The 14,726-nt window shown below is 42.8% G+C and carries 19 protein-coding genes; 14 read left to right on the forward strand and 5 right to left on the reverse strand.

Annotation, left to right across the window (positions count from 1 at the left end; translation table 11 throughout):
• Positions 1 to 11 precede the first annotated feature (11 nt).
• On the forward strand, positions 12 to 1,775 hold the full coding sequence (gene lpdA / locus P8S55_RS08615) for a dihydrolipoyl dehydrogenase (protein ID WP_289223813.1): 1,764 nt from the start codon (positions 12 to 14) through the stop codon (positions 1,773 to 1,775).
• Positions 1,776 to 1,839: 64 nt separating this feature from the next.
• On the opposite strand, the gene P8S55_RS08620 is transcribed toward lpdA, so the two are convergent.
• Positions 1,840 to 2,103, reverse strand: a complete 264-nt coding sequence (locus P8S55_RS08620; protein WP_289223814.1) for a ComEA family DNA-binding protein — start codon at positions 2,101 to 2,103, stop codon at positions 1,840 to 1,842.
• A 244-nt stretch (positions 2,104 to 2,347) separates the two neighbouring features.
• Between P8S55_RS08620 and P8S55_RS08625 the strand changes: the two genes are divergently transcribed.
• The 7 genes from P8S55_RS08625 to P8S55_RS08655 are packed head-to-tail and all read left to right on the forward strand — an operon-like array spanning position 2,348 to position 7,053.
• Positions 2,348 to 2,806: a hypothetical protein gene (locus P8S55_RS08625; protein WP_289223815.1), complete on the forward strand. Its 459-nt coding sequence runs from the start codon at positions 2,348 to 2,350 to the stop codon at positions 2,804 to 2,806.
• Between the two features lie 19 nt (positions 2,807 to 2,825).
• Positions 2,826 to 3,335: a DNA-deoxyinosine glycosylase gene (locus P8S55_RS08630; RefSeq protein ID WP_289223816.1), complete on the forward strand. Its 510-nt coding sequence runs from the start codon at positions 2,826 to 2,828 to the stop codon at positions 3,333 to 3,335.
• Positions 3,336 to 3,369: 34 nt separating this feature from the next.
• Positions 3,370 to 4,797: a prephenate-dependent tRNA uridine(34) hydroxylase TrhP gene (gene trhP / locus P8S55_RS08635; RefSeq protein WP_289223817.1), complete on the forward strand. Its 1,428-nt coding sequence runs from the start codon at positions 3,370 to 3,372 to the stop codon at positions 4,795 to 4,797.
• Between the two features lie 16 nt (positions 4,798 to 4,813).
• Entirely contained in the window at positions 4,814 to 5,071 is a 258-nt protein-coding gene (locus P8S55_RS08640) for a YfhL family 4Fe-4S dicluster ferredoxin (protein WP_289223818.1), read from the forward strand.
• A 9-nt stretch (positions 5,072 to 5,080) separates the two neighbouring features.
• Positions 5,081 to 5,761, forward strand: coding sequence for a glutathione S-transferase family protein (locus tag P8S55_RS08645; RefSeq protein ID WP_289223819.1), 681 nt, complete (start codon positions 5,081 to 5,083; stop codon positions 5,759 to 5,761).
• A gap of 45 nt (positions 5,762 to 5,806) precedes the next feature.
• Positions 5,807 to 5,983, forward strand: coding sequence for a hypothetical protein (locus P8S55_RS08650; protein WP_289223820.1), 177 nt, complete (start codon positions 5,807 to 5,809; stop codon positions 5,981 to 5,983).
• Positions 5,984 to 6,003: 20 nt separating this feature from the next.
• Positions 6,004 to 7,053 carry a nuclease-related domain-containing protein gene (locus P8S55_RS08655; protein WP_289223821.1) on the forward strand — a complete coding sequence of 350 codons (1,050 nt, stop codon included), beginning with the start codon at positions 6,004 to 6,006 and terminating at the stop codon, positions 7,051 to 7,053.
• On the opposite strand, the gene P8S55_RS08660 is transcribed toward P8S55_RS08655, so the two are convergent.
• Genes P8S55_RS08660 through nadC form a run of 3 tightly spaced genes read right to left on the reverse strand, consistent with a single transcriptional unit; the run spans position 7,047 to position 10,133 of the window.
• A complete protein-coding gene (locus P8S55_RS08660) occupies positions 7,047 to 7,283 on the reverse strand; it encodes a SlyX family protein (RefSeq protein ID WP_289223822.1) in 237 nt (78 codons plus the stop codon). The genes P8S55_RS08655 and P8S55_RS08660 overlap by 7 nt on opposite strands.
• Before the next feature lie 2 nt (positions 7,284 to 7,285).
• The gene (locus tag P8S55_RS08665) at positions 7,286 to 9,286 is read right to left on the reverse strand and encodes a cation:proton antiporter (protein ID WP_289223823.1); all 2,001 of its coding nucleotides are present in this window, start codon (positions 9,284 to 9,286) and stop codon (positions 7,286 to 7,288) included.
• Positions 9,287 to 9,296: 10 nt separating this feature from the next.
• Positions 9,297 to 10,133, reverse strand: coding sequence for a carboxylating nicotinate-nucleotide diphosphorylase (nadC, locus tag P8S55_RS08670; RefSeq protein ID WP_289223824.1), 837 nt, complete (start codon positions 10,131 to 10,133; stop codon positions 9,297 to 9,299).
• A 74-nt stretch (positions 10,134 to 10,207) separates the two neighbouring features.
• Here nadC and ampD point away from each other — a divergent pair, with 74 nt between their 5' ends.
• The 6 genes from ampD (at position 10,208) to minE (ending at position 14,078) form a co-directional block, all read left to right on the forward strand.
• On the forward strand, positions 10,208 to 10,759 hold the full coding sequence (ampD, locus tag P8S55_RS08675) for a 1,6-anhydro-N-acetylmuramyl-L-alanine amidase AmpD (RefSeq protein ID WP_289223825.1): 552 nt from the start codon (positions 10,208 to 10,210) through the stop codon (positions 10,757 to 10,759).
• A gap of 341 nt (positions 10,760 to 11,100) precedes the next feature.
• On the forward strand, positions 11,101 to 11,619 hold the full coding sequence (locus P8S55_RS08680) for a flavodoxin (RefSeq protein ID WP_289223826.1): 519 nt from the start codon (positions 11,101 to 11,103) through the stop codon (positions 11,617 to 11,619).
• A gap of 5 nt (positions 11,620 to 11,624) precedes the next feature.
• A complete protein-coding gene (locus P8S55_RS08685; RefSeq protein WP_289223827.1) occupies positions 11,625 to 12,239 on the forward strand; it encodes a YqiA/YcfP family alpha/beta fold hydrolase in 615 nt (204 codons plus the stop codon).
• Between the two features lie 26 nt (positions 12,240 to 12,265).
• Positions 12,266 to 12,967: a septum site-determining protein MinC gene (minC, locus tag P8S55_RS08690; RefSeq protein ID WP_289223828.1), complete on the forward strand. Its 702-nt coding sequence runs from the start codon at positions 12,266 to 12,268 to the stop codon at positions 12,965 to 12,967.
• Positions 12,968 to 13,001: 34 nt separating this feature from the next.
• Positions 13,002 to 13,814, forward strand: a complete 813-nt coding sequence (minD, locus tag P8S55_RS08695; RefSeq protein ID WP_289223829.1) for a septum site-determining protein MinD — start codon at positions 13,002 to 13,004, stop codon at positions 13,812 to 13,814.
• A 3-nt stretch (positions 13,815 to 13,817) separates the two neighbouring features.
• Positions 13,818 to 14,078, forward strand: a complete 261-nt coding sequence (minE, locus tag P8S55_RS08700; protein WP_289223830.1) for a cell division topological specificity factor MinE — start codon at positions 13,818 to 13,820, stop codon at positions 14,076 to 14,078.
• Positions 14,079 to 14,087: 9 nt separating this feature from the next.
• Here minE and P8S55_RS08705 read toward each other — a convergent pair whose 3' ends face one another.
• Positions 14,088 to 14,726, reverse strand: a complete 639-nt coding sequence (locus tag P8S55_RS08705) for a CsiV family protein (protein WP_289223831.1) — start codon at positions 14,724 to 14,726, stop codon at positions 14,088 to 14,090.

The raw sequence follows: 14,726 nt of genomic DNA on the forward strand, positions 1-14,726 counted from the left end.
AGGGAGCAGGTATGAGTCAGGTTGTAGAGATTCGTATTCCAGATATTGGCGACTTTGCTGATGTGGATGTGATTGAAGTGCTGGTGTCAGCCGGTGATGAGGTATTGCAAGATGATTCGATGCTGACCTTGGAGTCGGATAAGGCTACAATGGAGGTACCTTCACCTTATGCGGGTAAGTTGGTTGAGCTGAGTGTCGCCGTTGGCGATAAGGTTCGGCAAGGCAGTGTTATTGGCAAAATGGAAATTGCCGATGAAAGTCCATCTAAACTAGCTGACGCGCCGGCGGCTAAAAAAGAAGTACAAGCGCAAACAACCCCAGCGCCACAAGCGGTATCGGCCAATGAACTACCACCTGCTGATAAAACCGCTGAAGTCGTGGTTTTGGGCGGTGGGCCGGGTGGGTATACAGCGGCCTTTCGTGCGGCAGACCTGGGTAAAAAGGTTATTCTGATTGAACGTTACCCCGTGATTGGTGGTGTGTGTTTGAATGTTGGCTGTATCCCGTCTAAAGCCTTATTGCATATGTCGCTCATTTTGAATGAAACCCAAGAAATGGCTGCGCATGGTATTGATTTTGGTAAGCCAAAAATTGATTTGGATAAAATACGCGATTATAAAAATAGTGTCATTAAAAAACTCACCGGTGGCTTAGGTGCGCTTGCCAAACAACGTAAGGTTGAGGTGGTCACCGGTTACGCTAAATTTAGCTCGGCTAATACCCTTAGTGTCACGGCTGAAGACGGTTGCGTTCAAACGGTGGCATTTGAAAACGCGATTATTGCCGCCGGCTCGCGTGTGATTAAACTGCCCTTTATCCCGCATGATGATCCGCGTGTGATGGACTCAACCGATGCGCTGGAGCTTGAGGAAGTGCCTAAGCGCTTATTAGTGATTGGTGGGGGCATTATTGGTTTAGAGATGGCGCAGGTTTATGATTCCTTGGGGTCAAAAGTAACTGTAGTGGAGCTGGGTGATAACATTATCCCAGGTGCGGATAAGGATTTAACCCGCCCACTATTAAAGCGAATCAAATCACGCTATGAAAATATATACCTAAAATCCAAGGTTACCCATGTTGAAGCGGCAAAAGGCGGATTGGTGGTATCGTTTGAAGGCAAGGATTGCCCAGCTCAAGATACCTTTGATCGCGTATTAGTTGCGGTAGGGCGTACACCGAATGGCAAGTTAATTGATGCCGATAAGGCGGGTGTGGCCGTTAATGATAGGGGCTTTATCGAAGTCGATGAGCGTCAAAAAACGAATGTCGATCATATTTATGCGATTGGTGATCTTGTGGGTCAGCCGATGCTCGCCCATAAAGCGGTGCATGAAGCTAAGGTAGCGGCGGAAGTCATTTGTGGCCTGCCGAGTGCCTTTACACCGATGGGCATTCCATCGGTTGCTTATACCGACCCTGAGGTAGCCTGGGCGGGTAAAACCGAAGAGCAGCTTAAAGCTGAAGGCGTTGAGTACGAGAAGGGTGTTTTCCCTTGGGCGGCTTCGGGGCGCAGTTTAAGTATTGGTCGTGATGAAGGCATGAGTAAGTCCTTGTTCTGTGCTAAAACCCATCGCCTATTAGGGGCGGGTATCGTTGGGCCGAATGCGGGCGAGTTGATTGCCGAGGCAATGTTGGCGATCGAAATGGGCGCAGACATGCAAGATATCGCTCTAACCATTCATCCTCACCCAACCCTAAGTGAAACCTTTGCTTTTGCGGCTGAGATGGCTGAAGGGACCATTACGGATTTAATTGCGCCTAAGAAAAAGAAATAGGTTGAAACCTGTTTATGTTTAAAAAGCCAGATAATTATCTGGCTTTTTTCGTTTAACCTGTTGTTTATTCACCATCACTAAAAATTATCTTATCCGCATTGCGTTCAAGCGTTTTAGGCCCAATTCCTTTTACATCTTCTAACTCTTTAAGTGATTTAAAGTCGCCATGTTGCTCACGGTGACGAACAATTTCTTCTGCTTTAGTTAAACCTATGCCATTTAAACCATCAGCGATAGATTGTGCTTGTGCTTTATTGATGTTAATAGGCGTCGCCCATACATTAAAGCTTAAAAGTGCCAGCGTTATTACCCCTAGTATTTTTAACATTATACTGATCTCCGATGATATTAAGTAATTTAAATACACTGCTTATAAAAGCTTAGTAATGTTATCACTAGGCACTTATAAGTACAATTTTTATTAGTTTTTATTGATTTTAATCAAGTTTTTATTGGGAAGAGAGCTGCTGTCTTAGTAGGGTGGTTTAAGTTGTTTTTTATGCGATTGGCTTTAATCTGCTAAATCTGTAATAATAGGGGCTTATTTAAAGATGTTTAATAAAGAGGATTTTATGATTAAGAGAGTATTAATAGGTTTTGGTTTTTTGTTGATGTTGCCTGTTGCATTCGCTCAGAGTATTCAAGCGGTAACCTTTGAGGATCAGCATGGCGAGGTGATTAGTTTAGATTCAACGGTGACCTGGGCTATTTTTAGTCATCACAACAAAGGTGCCAAAATGACTAAAGAGGCCATTGATAAGGTTGGAATTACTGATTTTTCAGCCTACCAAGGTGTGTATATTGCAGATATTTCTCGAATGCCTGCATTTGTTACACGCATGTTTGCGATGCCTGCGATGCGTAAGTATGAATTTAGCTTGGCGTTAGATTATGAAGGTAACTTAACGGAAGCTTTGCCTAAACAAGATGAAAAGGTAACCCTTTTAAAGCTAGATAACTTGACGATTATAGAAACACAATTTGTCGATACGCCTGCCTCAATTGCAGCATTTATTAATGCTAACCGCTGAGTTTTAAGCAGGCCTGCTTGTGGTATGCCAAGGTTTTAACCCAATTGAACCCGCTGAAATGCGGGTTTTGATTTTGGGTTCTATGCCCGGTGTGGCCTCTTTAGAACAGCAAGCTTATTATGCTCATCCGAGGAATGCTTTTTGGCCTGTAATGGAAAGAGTTTGTAACCAGGCCTGGTCGTTAGACACTAGCCAGCGTTATCAGCAGTTGATGGCGCATCATATTGGTTTATGGGATGTGTTAGCTCAGTGCCAACGACAAGGCAGTTTAGACACAGCGATTCAGCTTGAGGGTTTGCGTGTGAATAATATAGGTTGTCTGATTGAGCGTCATCCAGAATGCCGAGTGGTGGTGTTTAACGGTTCTAAAGCGGCACAGCTGTTCAAACGATACGTTTTGAAACAAAATGAAATCTTATTTCAAAACAGGGTTATGTTTGATTTGCCTTCTACTAGTCCCGCTAATGCGCGTCTTAATTTAGTTGATAAAACAAAGATATGGCAGGACAAATTGGGCTATTTCCTATAAAATAACTAGGTTATTAAATAGGATGATTATAGCAATGACATTTAAGCCCGAACTCTTGTCGCCTGCCGGCACTATGAAAAATATGGAATACGCGTTCGCCTATGGTGCGGATGCGGTTTATGCCGGACAGCCACGTTACAGTTTGCGTGTTCGCAACAATGAGTTTGATCACGATAATCTTGCAAAAGGGATTGCTCGAGCGCATGAGCTAGGTAAAAAGTTTTATGTAGTGACCAATATTGCCGCGCATAACTCAAAGTTAAAAACCTTTCTTAAAGATATTGAGCCGGTGATTAATATGAAACCGGATGCATTGATTATGTCCGACCCGGGTATGATCATGATGGTGCGCGAGCAATTTCCTCAGCAAGAGATTCATTTGTCAGTACAGTCGAATGCCGTTAACTGGGCGACGGTTAAGTTTTGGCACCAAATGGGTATTACGCGTGTTGTATTGTCACGCGAGTTATCTCTACAAGAAATCAGTGAGATACGTGAGAAAGTGCCTGCTATGGAGCTCGAAGTGTTTGTTCACGGTGCATTATGTATCGCATACTCAGGTCGTTGTTTATTATCAGGGTATATCAATAAGCGTGATGCCAATCAGGGTACGTGTACCAATGCTTGTCGTTGGAATTACAACACCTATGAGGGTAAGGAAGATGTGTTGGGTGAGGTGGTAGGTGTCGAGCGTATTACTGATTTGACTGGGACGACTGGGCGACTCGCTCCCGAAATGATAAACCTTAAAAAACCCGAGCCCACACTGGGGGAGGGCGAAACGACTGAGCGGGTTTGGTTGCTAGAGGAACAGGGGCGCCCCGGTGAGTTAATGCCTGCTTATGAAGATGAGCACGGTACCTATATCATGAATTCAAAGGATTTGCGTGCAGTTGAGCTGATTCCTGACTTGGTTAAAATCGGCGTACACTCCTTGAAAATTGAGGGACGTACCAAGTCACATTATTACGTGGCGCGCACTGCACAGGTGTATCGTAAAGCAATTGATGATGCCGCTGCAGGTAAGGAGTTTGATTCAGACCTGCTTTTGCAGTTAGATGGTTTGGCCAGTCGAGGTTATACCGAAGGTTTTCTGCGTCGCCATGTCCATTCAGAGTATCAGAACTATGATTATGGTGTGTCTAAATCAGATAGCCAACGTTTTGTTGGTGAAGTCATTGATGCCAAGGATGAATACCTTGAGATTGATGTTAAAAATAAGTTTTGTGTCGGTGATTCGGTTGAAATTATGACACCTGAAGGTAATATGACGATGGTGCTAGAACAAATGCGTGATAAATATGATCGTCCGATTGAAGCAGCGCTTGGCTCAGGCTGGATAGCCCGTATTCCTAACCCATTTAAAGGGTTGAGTCAGGATGTGTTAAAGTTTGGTTTGTTAATGCGCAATGAGTCTTGGGGCGGTGATACTAAGCGCGACTCTGCTGGGTCAAAGGGCTAGTTAAGGTGTCTAAACCGTGGCATTGAAAATTCTTTCGGGTTGTATCAATTGTGACATGTGTGAGCCAGAGTGTCCAAATCAAGCGATTTATATGGGCGAAAAGGTCTATGAGATCAATCCAGACTTGTGTACTGAATGTGTTGGCTATTATGATAACCCTACCTGTATTAGTGTTTGTCCATTAGATGTTATTATTAAAGATCCTGAGTATTTTGAAAATCAACTAAGCTTATATGAAAAATTTAAACAATTGGTACAGGCGAATAAAATTTAAGGAGATAGTATGTCGGATTTAATTCCCCAGCTTGAGTTAATTAGCTTTAAACTTTGCCCTTATGTTCAAAGAGCAGTCATTACTTTAAAACACAAGCAGGTTGACTTCAAAATAACCTATATTGATCTACAAAATCCGCCGGTTTGGTTTAAAGAAATTTCGCCCTTAGGTAAGGTGCCTGTTTTAAAGGTGAATGATGCAGAGATTTTATTTGAATCCTCTGTGATCCAAGAGTATATTGATGAAATAACTCCTCCTTCACTTCACCCTATCGACCCTTTCGTGAAAGCAAAAAATCGCGCTTGGATTGCATTTGGTGGTGAATTAATGGGAATGCAAGGTTTGCATGGCATTATTCATGAAAAAGACCCTGCAAAATGTGAGAAAATAATTGATTCAATTAAAGATCTCCTTACCCGTTTAGAAGCGGTCCATTCAGGGCAGGCTTTTTTTAACGGTGAGGTGTTTTGTTTGATTGATGCGGCTTATGCCCCCATGTTAATGCGTTTTGGTTTATTAAAACAACATTGTGATTTGGATTTACTTGAGGGATTACCCAAAATGCAGGCTTGGCAACAGACTTTATTGGCCAAACCTTGTGTCAAAGAATCAGTAGTTGCACAATTGCCGCAGATGTATCGCAGTGTAATTTTGCATTATGAAGGCTTTATGGCTTCAAAAGTCAACTAGTCTATTAGCCTTCATCCAGACGAGAAAAACTACTGCGGCAAATGGGTGAACCCAATTTTGTCGTTTTGGATGCTGAGCGCTTATCAGCTTGAGCCATCACCGTTGCATCAGCAATCCGAAATTATCTCTAACTTACAGAGTGTAACGGTTCATGCGTGTGAATTCGTTGCGGGTTGGTCAGCAAAAACGGATCAAGATAGCAAATCGCTCCAGCCAGAATAAAATAATTAAAAAGGATAGAAATGACTGTACTTAAAAAATTTGAACCACGTACAGATGATATTAAGCAATTAGAGTGGATATTAGACCAATTAACCACTGAGCAAGAAGACATTAAACGCAGAGTGTTAGTGGATTTAAAGCGCGTTCGTGGGGGGGATAGAGGTAAATATAATGCCTCAACATTTATAGAAAGTTTGTTTGCTGATCGAAAAGATGTGATTATTTTGCATGATTTGAGATTAAATAACGGTGATGTTGAGTCACAAATTGATCATTTGGTCATTGCTACAGATGGTCATGTTAATCTCTTTGAAACGAAGAATTTTTCAAATGGTCTTAAAGTTAATACTGAAGGGCAGTTTGCTTACTGGAATAGGTTTAAACGAACTTTTTATGGCATAAATTCACCTGTTGAAAATGCTGAAAAAAATAAACATATATTGAAAGTGCTGCTAGAGCCTGTTTTTGGTAAAGTGCCAGACTTTAGTCATTACATCCTTGTGGATTACCGCGCTAAATTAGTCAAGCCAGAAAAAGGCTTTGATATGATTGTGCGCTCAGATACCATTAAGGACTTATTAGGCACACAAGATTCGAGTTCTAAAGGCGGGATTATTAATGCGGTTAAGCGATTATTTGGGTTAAATAATAGTCTTTCAACGAGTCAACTTAAAGCCAAGTTGGCTAGCTTATTAGAGCAGCATCAGGCGTTAGATTTTAACTACATCGAAAAGTATGGTTTAAATCTTGACTATAATCCTTCATCAGCTCCTCAAGCTGTGGAGCTAGAGCGTAATTATTCGACCGAGCCTAAGTTGCAGCGATTAACACTGGCTAAGTTAGCGCGTGAAATGGCTATTCACCCCCAAGAATTGCAAGCAAGGCTTGTAGAGCAGGGTTTGCTTGAGAAAAGGGGGTTTAAAACCTTTGTGAGTGAAAAAGGCCGTGAAGCCGGTATTCAGTTCAGAAAGGGACAGCGCGGTATTTTCTTCTTGATTCCATCTGAAATGGCTCAAAATCCAGTTTTGCAGCTACCTGCGAAAACAGTATCCGAGACCGATGATCAATAATGAGGGGGCGGTAGCTCTTCACTTAAAGGCTTAATCGGATGCTCTTTTAAGCTTCTAAGGTATTCGCCTAAAAGGTTTAACTTTCTTGTTAAACCTTGAATGGATTGATGTTGGTCGGCAAGGGTTTTTTCCATTGCCTCCAGCGTTTCGTCTTGGTAACTTAATCTAATTTCTAGATCCATTATTTTATTATTTAACTCGCCAACCAGGCCTGGTTGTGTTTCATTCATCACTATTTACCTGTTTTTAGAATTCGATCTATCGTTTCAACGGCTTCTGGCAATCCTGAAATGATTAGGGTGTCGTCGGGACGCAGTCGTGTGCGTTCATCTGGGTTTTCACCACGAACAGAACCACGTTTAACAGCATCAACACGAACATCGTAGTCTTCAAAAGGGAATTCGTGCAGGCGTTTTCCTATGGCATAAGCGCTTTCATCCAGTTTGACTGCATGAATCACGCCGCCATGAGCGAGCGGAGAGCCCGTACTTAAATCACTTTCGCCAGGATAAAAGTTCGATAGCAGCGTATAGCGGTCGGCACGCGCTTGACGGGTTTCTCTTAACACCTGGCTTGGAGGGTGCCCCAGCATTAATAGGAGGTGAGAGGCAAGCATGATGCTGGATTCAAAATAATCGGGGATGACCTCCGTTGCACCCGCTGCAACCAGTTCGTCAGCATGCTCATCATCAGGGATACGAACCAGTACCGGTATGCTCGGGTCGAGTGAGCGAATAGAGCGTAAGGTTTTTAGGGCTAAATGGTAATCATGGTGGGTGATGATAATCACCTTAGCTTTGTCAATTTTTGCTGCGACAAGAATATCCGGTTTAGCGGCATCACCATAGTAAACATTTTCACCCGCAAGTTGCGCTTCTTTTAAACGTGTGGCATCAAGATCAAGCGCGATGTAGGCTTGATTTGCCTTGCGTAAAAAGCGTGTGGTTATTTGACCGACGCGGCCAAAGCCGCAAACAATCACATGGTCTTTAAGGTATTCATTATCCAGTTCAATATGGGTTTCCATATCACGCTTTTCTTTAACATAATCAAAACTCAGAAGGTTGGCAATACGACCATTAAACTTAACGAGGAAAGGGGCCAACATCATGCTTAATACCGATGCAGATAGCACTAGTTGTCCTACATCATTGTCGAGTAATTGGTAGGAGAATCCCAATGCAATCAAAACTAGACCAAATTCGCCGACCTGTGCCAAGGTTACGGCTGTTCTGATGGCGACACCACTGCTGGTCGCCCTAAAGAAAATACGCATTAAGCCGTAAATAACTAGCGCTTTGAGCAGTATAATGCCGACTGTGGCCAGTAAAATAATAGCTAGATTATCCCAAATTAGGCTGGGCATGATCATCATGCCAACAGTGATAAAAAATAAGCCAAGTAAGATGTCTTGAAATGGACGAATATCCGACTCAATTTGGTGACGAAACTGAGTTTCGCCTAGCATCATGCCGGCTAAAAAAGCGCCTAGGGTCAGAGAAAGGCCAATTTGTTCAGTAAAGGTGGCTGCGCCTAATGCAACGAGCAAGACGGTAAGCATAAAGAGTTCAGTGGATTTCGCTGCGGCGACTTCATGAAATAAGGGGCGAAGTAAATAACGACCCAATACTAGCATTAAGATAACAACAAACACGCCCTTTAAAAACGAAATGCCCAGCGCTTCACCTAAAGACGAATCGTCTTGGCTAAAGGCCAGTGCGGAAAATAAAATAAGGAGGGGGATCGAGGCGATATCCTGAAAGATCGACACACCTATAGCATTACGTGCATGGCGGGATTGAATTTCACCCTGTGCGCTGAGTTGTTTTATCGCAATCGCGGTTGAGGACATAACGACGACGCTGGCGATGACAATATTGGTGTGATTATCGAAGTCGAGTAACCAGCCGATTAAATAGGCCAATGCGCCTGTGACAAGAACCTGTAAGCTACCCAGTCCAAAAACAATATTACGCATGGCGCGCATTTGTGCGATAGAAAACTCAAGCCCAATGGTGAAAAGAAGAAATACAATGCCGAATTCAGCTAGAAAGCGAACGTTGCTTTCGTCTTGTATTAGACTAAAGCCCCCAGGCCCGACAATAACGCCTACCAGAATATAGCTTAGGATTGGTGGAAAATGTAAACGGCGAGCGACAGAAACGGTCAGGACAGCGAGTCCCAACAAAAGTACCACCGCCATTAGAATATTTTCTTGTAACACCGTATGCATGACCTAATCCTTATGAAAACTCAAAACGCATTGATAAGTCAATTGCGCGTAGGTGTTTGGTAATAGCACCTGTAGAGATAAAGTCAACACCCGTATTGGCAAGGCTTTTGAGTTGATCGATTTCTATGTTGCCAGATACTTCGAGTTTGGCTTGCCCTTGGTTTAGCGCGACGGCTTGGCGAATCATTTCGTGGCTAAAGTTATCTAGCATAATAATATCTGCTTGTGCATTTAACGCCTGTTTAACTTCATCAAGGTTTTCGGTTTCCACTTCAACCTGCACGCCTGGGTGGAGTTGTTTGGCTTTTTTTACGGCTTTTTCTAAGCCTCCACAGGCGATAATATGGTTCTCTTTAATCAGTATCGCATCATATAAGCCCAAGCGATGGTTGCGGCCACCGCCACATTTGACCGCATATTTTTGCGCCAAGCGTAAACCCGGCAAGGTTTTACGGGTGTCTAATAGTTGAGTGGTTGTTTCACCCAATGCCGCAACATACTGTGCAGTTAGTGTCGCCGTGGCACTTAAGGTTTGCATAAAATTTAATGCAGTGCGTTCGGCTGTTAAAATGGAGCGAGCTGATCCTTGGATTTCGCAGAGCAATTGATTTTCTGCCACCGAATCGCCATCTTCACACTGCCATGAAATTAACACCGTGTCGTCAAGCTGTTTAAACACCTCATTGAACCAGGCTTGGCCGCAAATAATGGCTTTTTCACGCACAATTACACGTGCCCTTGCTTGTGTGTTTTCGGCAATAAGTTCAGCCGTTAAATCAGCTGCACCTAGATCTTCAGCAAGCGCATGTTGGACATTTTTTGTTAAATCTGCAAAGTAATGGTTCATAAAAATAAGTTTAATAAGTGGTTGTGTAATAAAATCTAATTATAACTTAGAATGGGAAAATTGAGGGGTTAGATATGCCTTACCATATTGACTCAGGCCGCTTAAAAGAAGCACAATGGATAGCAAGTCCAAATTTTGATAGTCGACCACCAGGCCTGGTTATAGATTTAATTGTGGTTCATGGAATCAGTCTGCCACCATGTCAGTTTGGCACCGGGGGGATAGAGCAGCTTTTTACAAACCAACTTGACTCAGCAGCGCATCCTTACTATAAAACCTTGGAGGGGTTAAGGGTGTCTGCGCATTTAGTGATTAAGCGAGACGGTTCAATAGTTCAATTCGTTGATTTTAATCAGCGCGCATGGCATGCAGGTCTGTCGAGTTATCAGGGGCGTTCTGGTTGTAATGATTTTTCAATTGGCATTGAGTTAGAGGGCGCGGATGATATTTGTTATACCGCGATTCAATATCAACAGCTAGCCTTGTGCATTCAGGCTTTATTTAGGGCTTATCCCACGATACCAAAACCAGCGATCGTTGGACATAGTGATATCGCGCCAGGTCGAAAAACCGATCCTGGGCCTTTATTTAATTGGCAGGCGCTCGCTAAACTGTTAAGTAATTAGGCGATCCACCCTTTTTTATTAGATGGATTTTGCTCTGGGCTGGGTTTGGGTCGATATTGCATGCACGGTTGACCGGATGACTCCTCAACAATTTGACTTGGAAGTTTCCACGTTTTAAAGCCAAAGGCTTTACAGCCGCGTGGGTTGGCTTGTTCCCAAGTGACATAGAAGTATTGGCAACGAAAGCAATCAATTTTTTTCATAGAGTTTGATAAAATAGCTAAATAAGATGAAAGATAAACCTGTGTTAGTATTGTCGCACTTTTTGGAATTTGATACAGTTAAAACTTACTAGTTCTAACTCCTGGGCGGTGCCCAAACTTAGCTTAAAAGGAAGATTTATGGAAAAGATTGGCTTGTTTTACGGTACGGACACGGGGAATACTGAGCGTGTGGCAGATTTAATTAAGCAAAAACTAGGCGCTGATTGTGTCGATGTACACGATATTGCGGGCGCGAAAAAATCTGATTTTGACAAGTACCAAAAGATAATTTTAGGCCAACCGACTTGGTATTACGGTGAGCGCCAATCAAGCTGGGATGATTTTTGGGATGATTTTTCTTCTATTGATTTTACGGGCAAAACAGTTGCGTGTTTTGGCTTGGGCGATCAAGCAGACTATGCAGAGTACTTTATTGATGCAGTCGGCATGATGCATGATGTGGTTCTTGAAAATGGTGGAACTCCCGCAGGTTATTGGCCTACAACAGGCTATGAGTATGATGAATCGAAAGCGGCTACCGAAGATGGTGAGTTTTTTGTTGGTTTAGCTATTGATGAAGATCAGCAGCCAGAGTTAACCGATCAGCGTGTCAATGAGTGGGTTGAGCAAATAAAAGCGGAAATGGATATTAACTAATAAGCGTGAATCCTTTACCCTTTTCGACTAAACCCAGCCTAATTGTGTATATTCATGGCTATGCGTCTAGTGGTTTAAGCAGTAAAGCACGTCATTACCAACAACTCTTTGGTAAGCGCCATGTTTATACTCCCAGCTTACCAACAGATACACGGTTAGCTGTTGATTCACTTGAGCAAAGCCTAGAACTCTTAATGCCAAACTATGAAGTTGGCTTAATCGGTTCCTCTTTAGGTGGTTTTTTGGCATTATTTTTAGCCAATAAATTTTGTCTTCCTGCTGTGCTTATCAATCCTGCCATTCCTCCCTGGCATCAAAAAAACAGCAACAATGCCTGTTTGAAATCGATTAATTCTGAGCGTTTTGACTGGTTACCCGAGCATCTAAAACGACTGGAACCTTATCGTGTTAAAAGCCTATCTCCTCTATTACGCTCCCGTTTACTCGTGTTGCAGCAATTGGATGATGAAGTGTTGGATGCGCAACTGGCGCTTGAGTATTTAGCCGATGTAGCTTGTTGTGTGTCTAAAGGGGGTGGGCATAGGTTTAGTAATATTGCTGATTACGATCACCCGGTTAGCAGGTTTTTTCAGCCTTTTTTATCTGGCATGCTAAAATAACAAACATTTTTAAATTGAGACATTTAATGAATCAAGTGATTGCCTTAAAAGGTTCCGTGTTGTCGCTCTCGGTGCTCAAGGTGTTTAGCGATGATTTTACAGAGGTTAAACAGGTTTTAGCCCAGAAAGTGGCGCAAGCTCCGGATTTTTTTAAGGCGTTGCCTATTGTTATTGAGCCTGAAATAGCTCCTTTGGCGCCCACTTTTTTAGCTCAATTGGTTGAGTTGCTGCATCAAAATAATATGATGCCAGTAGGCGTTCGCACAGCGGATGCCACTCTAATTGAACAGGCTGAGTATGCAGGCCTGGCGGTGTTTGAACCTGTTAAAGCGTCGAGCGAAAAAGCGACACAAGAAACTAAGCCAGTTAAATCAGTTAAAGAAATGGATGACAAACCTGATCAGGGCGCATTGTTGATTGATTCAGCGGTGCGTTCTGGGCAGCAGGTTTATGCTAAAGGGCGTGATTTAATTGTTAAATCATCTATTAATCCAGGTGCAGAAGTGGTTTCAGATGGGCATATTCATGTTTATGGTAAAGCAAAAGGCAAGCTTTTTGCTGGGAGTAGCGGTAATCGTCAAGCCCGTATTTTTGTACAACAGCTGGATGCCGAAATGGTTTGTATCGCGGGTTTATACCAAATGGCGGAAGACATTAAGCCTGAGTATAAGCAAGGATGGGTTGAAATTTGCTTGCAGCAGGACAGGTTAGTATTTAATTTATTATAAATTTTGAAAATTCACGTTTTCTAAAGGAGTCCATGTGGCACGTGTTATCGTAGTAACGTCAGGCAAAGGAGGGGTGGGTAAAACCACAACGAGTGCTAGTTTTTCGGCTGGTTTAGCAAAAAAAGGCTTTAAAGTCGCTGTCATTGACTTTGATGTTGGGCTGCGTAATTTAGATTTAATTATGGGGTGTGAGCGTCGAGTGGTGTACGATTTTGTTAATGTGGTTCAGGGTGAAGCGAGTCTAAAACAGGCACTTATAAAAGATAAAAAAGTTGATAATCTTTATATTCTTGCCGCTTCGCAAACGCGTGATAAAGATGCCTTAACCTTTGAAGGTGTGGGTAAGGTTATTGAGGACTTGCGTGCTGAGGGTTTTGATTATGTAATTTGCGATTCTCCAGCCGGCATTGAGAAAGGCGCTCAGCTTGCGCTTTATTTTGCCGATGAGGCTATTATTGTAACCAATCCTGAAGTTTCATCTGTACGTGACTCTGACCGTATTTTGGGTATCCTCCAGGCCAAGTCTAAACGTGCGATCGAAGGTGGCGATCCGATTGTTGAGCATTTGGTTTTAACGCGTTATAACCCTAACCGCGTTCAAGCGGGTGAAATGTTAGCCATGGAAGATGTGGTTGAGTTATTAAGCATTAAATTGCTTGGTGTTGTGCCCGAGTCGGAAGATGTGCTCCAAGCATCTAATTCAGGGATGCCGGTTATTCTCACCGAAGGGGCTAACGCTTCAGAAGCGTACAAGGATATTGTTGATCGCTTCTTAGGCGAAGATAAACCACAGCGTTTTATATCGGTTGAACATAAGAGCTTGTTTAAAAAATGGTTTGGGAAGTAAGATATGGCGTTATTAGATTATTTACTCGGTCAGCGTAGAAAAAATTCTGCCAATAAGGCCAAAGACCGGTTGCAAATTTTGTTGGCGCATGAGCGCTCTCAGGCTAAGTCACCGGATTATTTACCTAAAATGCGTGAAGAGATCCTAGCGGTCATTGCCAAGTATGTCCAGATTGATGAAGATAATCTCAAAATTTCTTTAGATGAAGGAAATGGTTTTGAGGTATTAGAGTTAAATTTGGTTTTGCCTGAAAGTAAAAGTTAAATCTGGTTATTATTGCGTTACACGGTCAACTTTGATCAAGACTCCGAAGATAGGGTGGTCAAGATAGTGAAGTTGGCCGTAGCGCATGCGGCGTGACTCGTCAATCTTAAAACGCCAACTGTCTGGCAACCAATCAGCCGGTATTTGTTGGTGTTCAGCAAACCGCTCTCTTATTCTAACCGGGATTTGGCGATCAAGTTCTAGATAAACTTCAGCATGAATAAAGCGTTCCTGGAAGAGGCGAATTTTCCCTAGAAGCGGGCTGGTTTCGGCACGTCTTGATTGGATAGTGGGCTCTATTAAAACCGGTATAGCCAGTTGATTGGATTGCAAGGGTTGTTGCCAAGCAAAGTGGGCTAATACATCATATCCCCGGTCAGTCGTCATTTTACTGACTTCTTCAACTAAACTGTATTTACTGGGCTCAATAAGTTGGGCGTAGTTGTTAGGCTCACCAAGTCGAATCGTATCTGCTATGGAGGTAATGCCATCGAAATCAGGCCAATATTCCTCCGTCCAGCCACGCAATGCTAAGGATTGAAAAATGATAACTTCGACCTGTACCTTAGCGCCCTGCAAAGGGTTAGCCATAACCAGGCCTGATTGAAATAACACTAACATTATTAGACTTGAAAATAGTTTTTTCAT

Source organism: Thiomicrospira sp. R3, assembly GCF_029581415.1.
GTDB lineage: Bacteria > Pseudomonadota > Gammaproteobacteria > Thiomicrospirales > Thiomicrospiraceae > Thiomicrospira.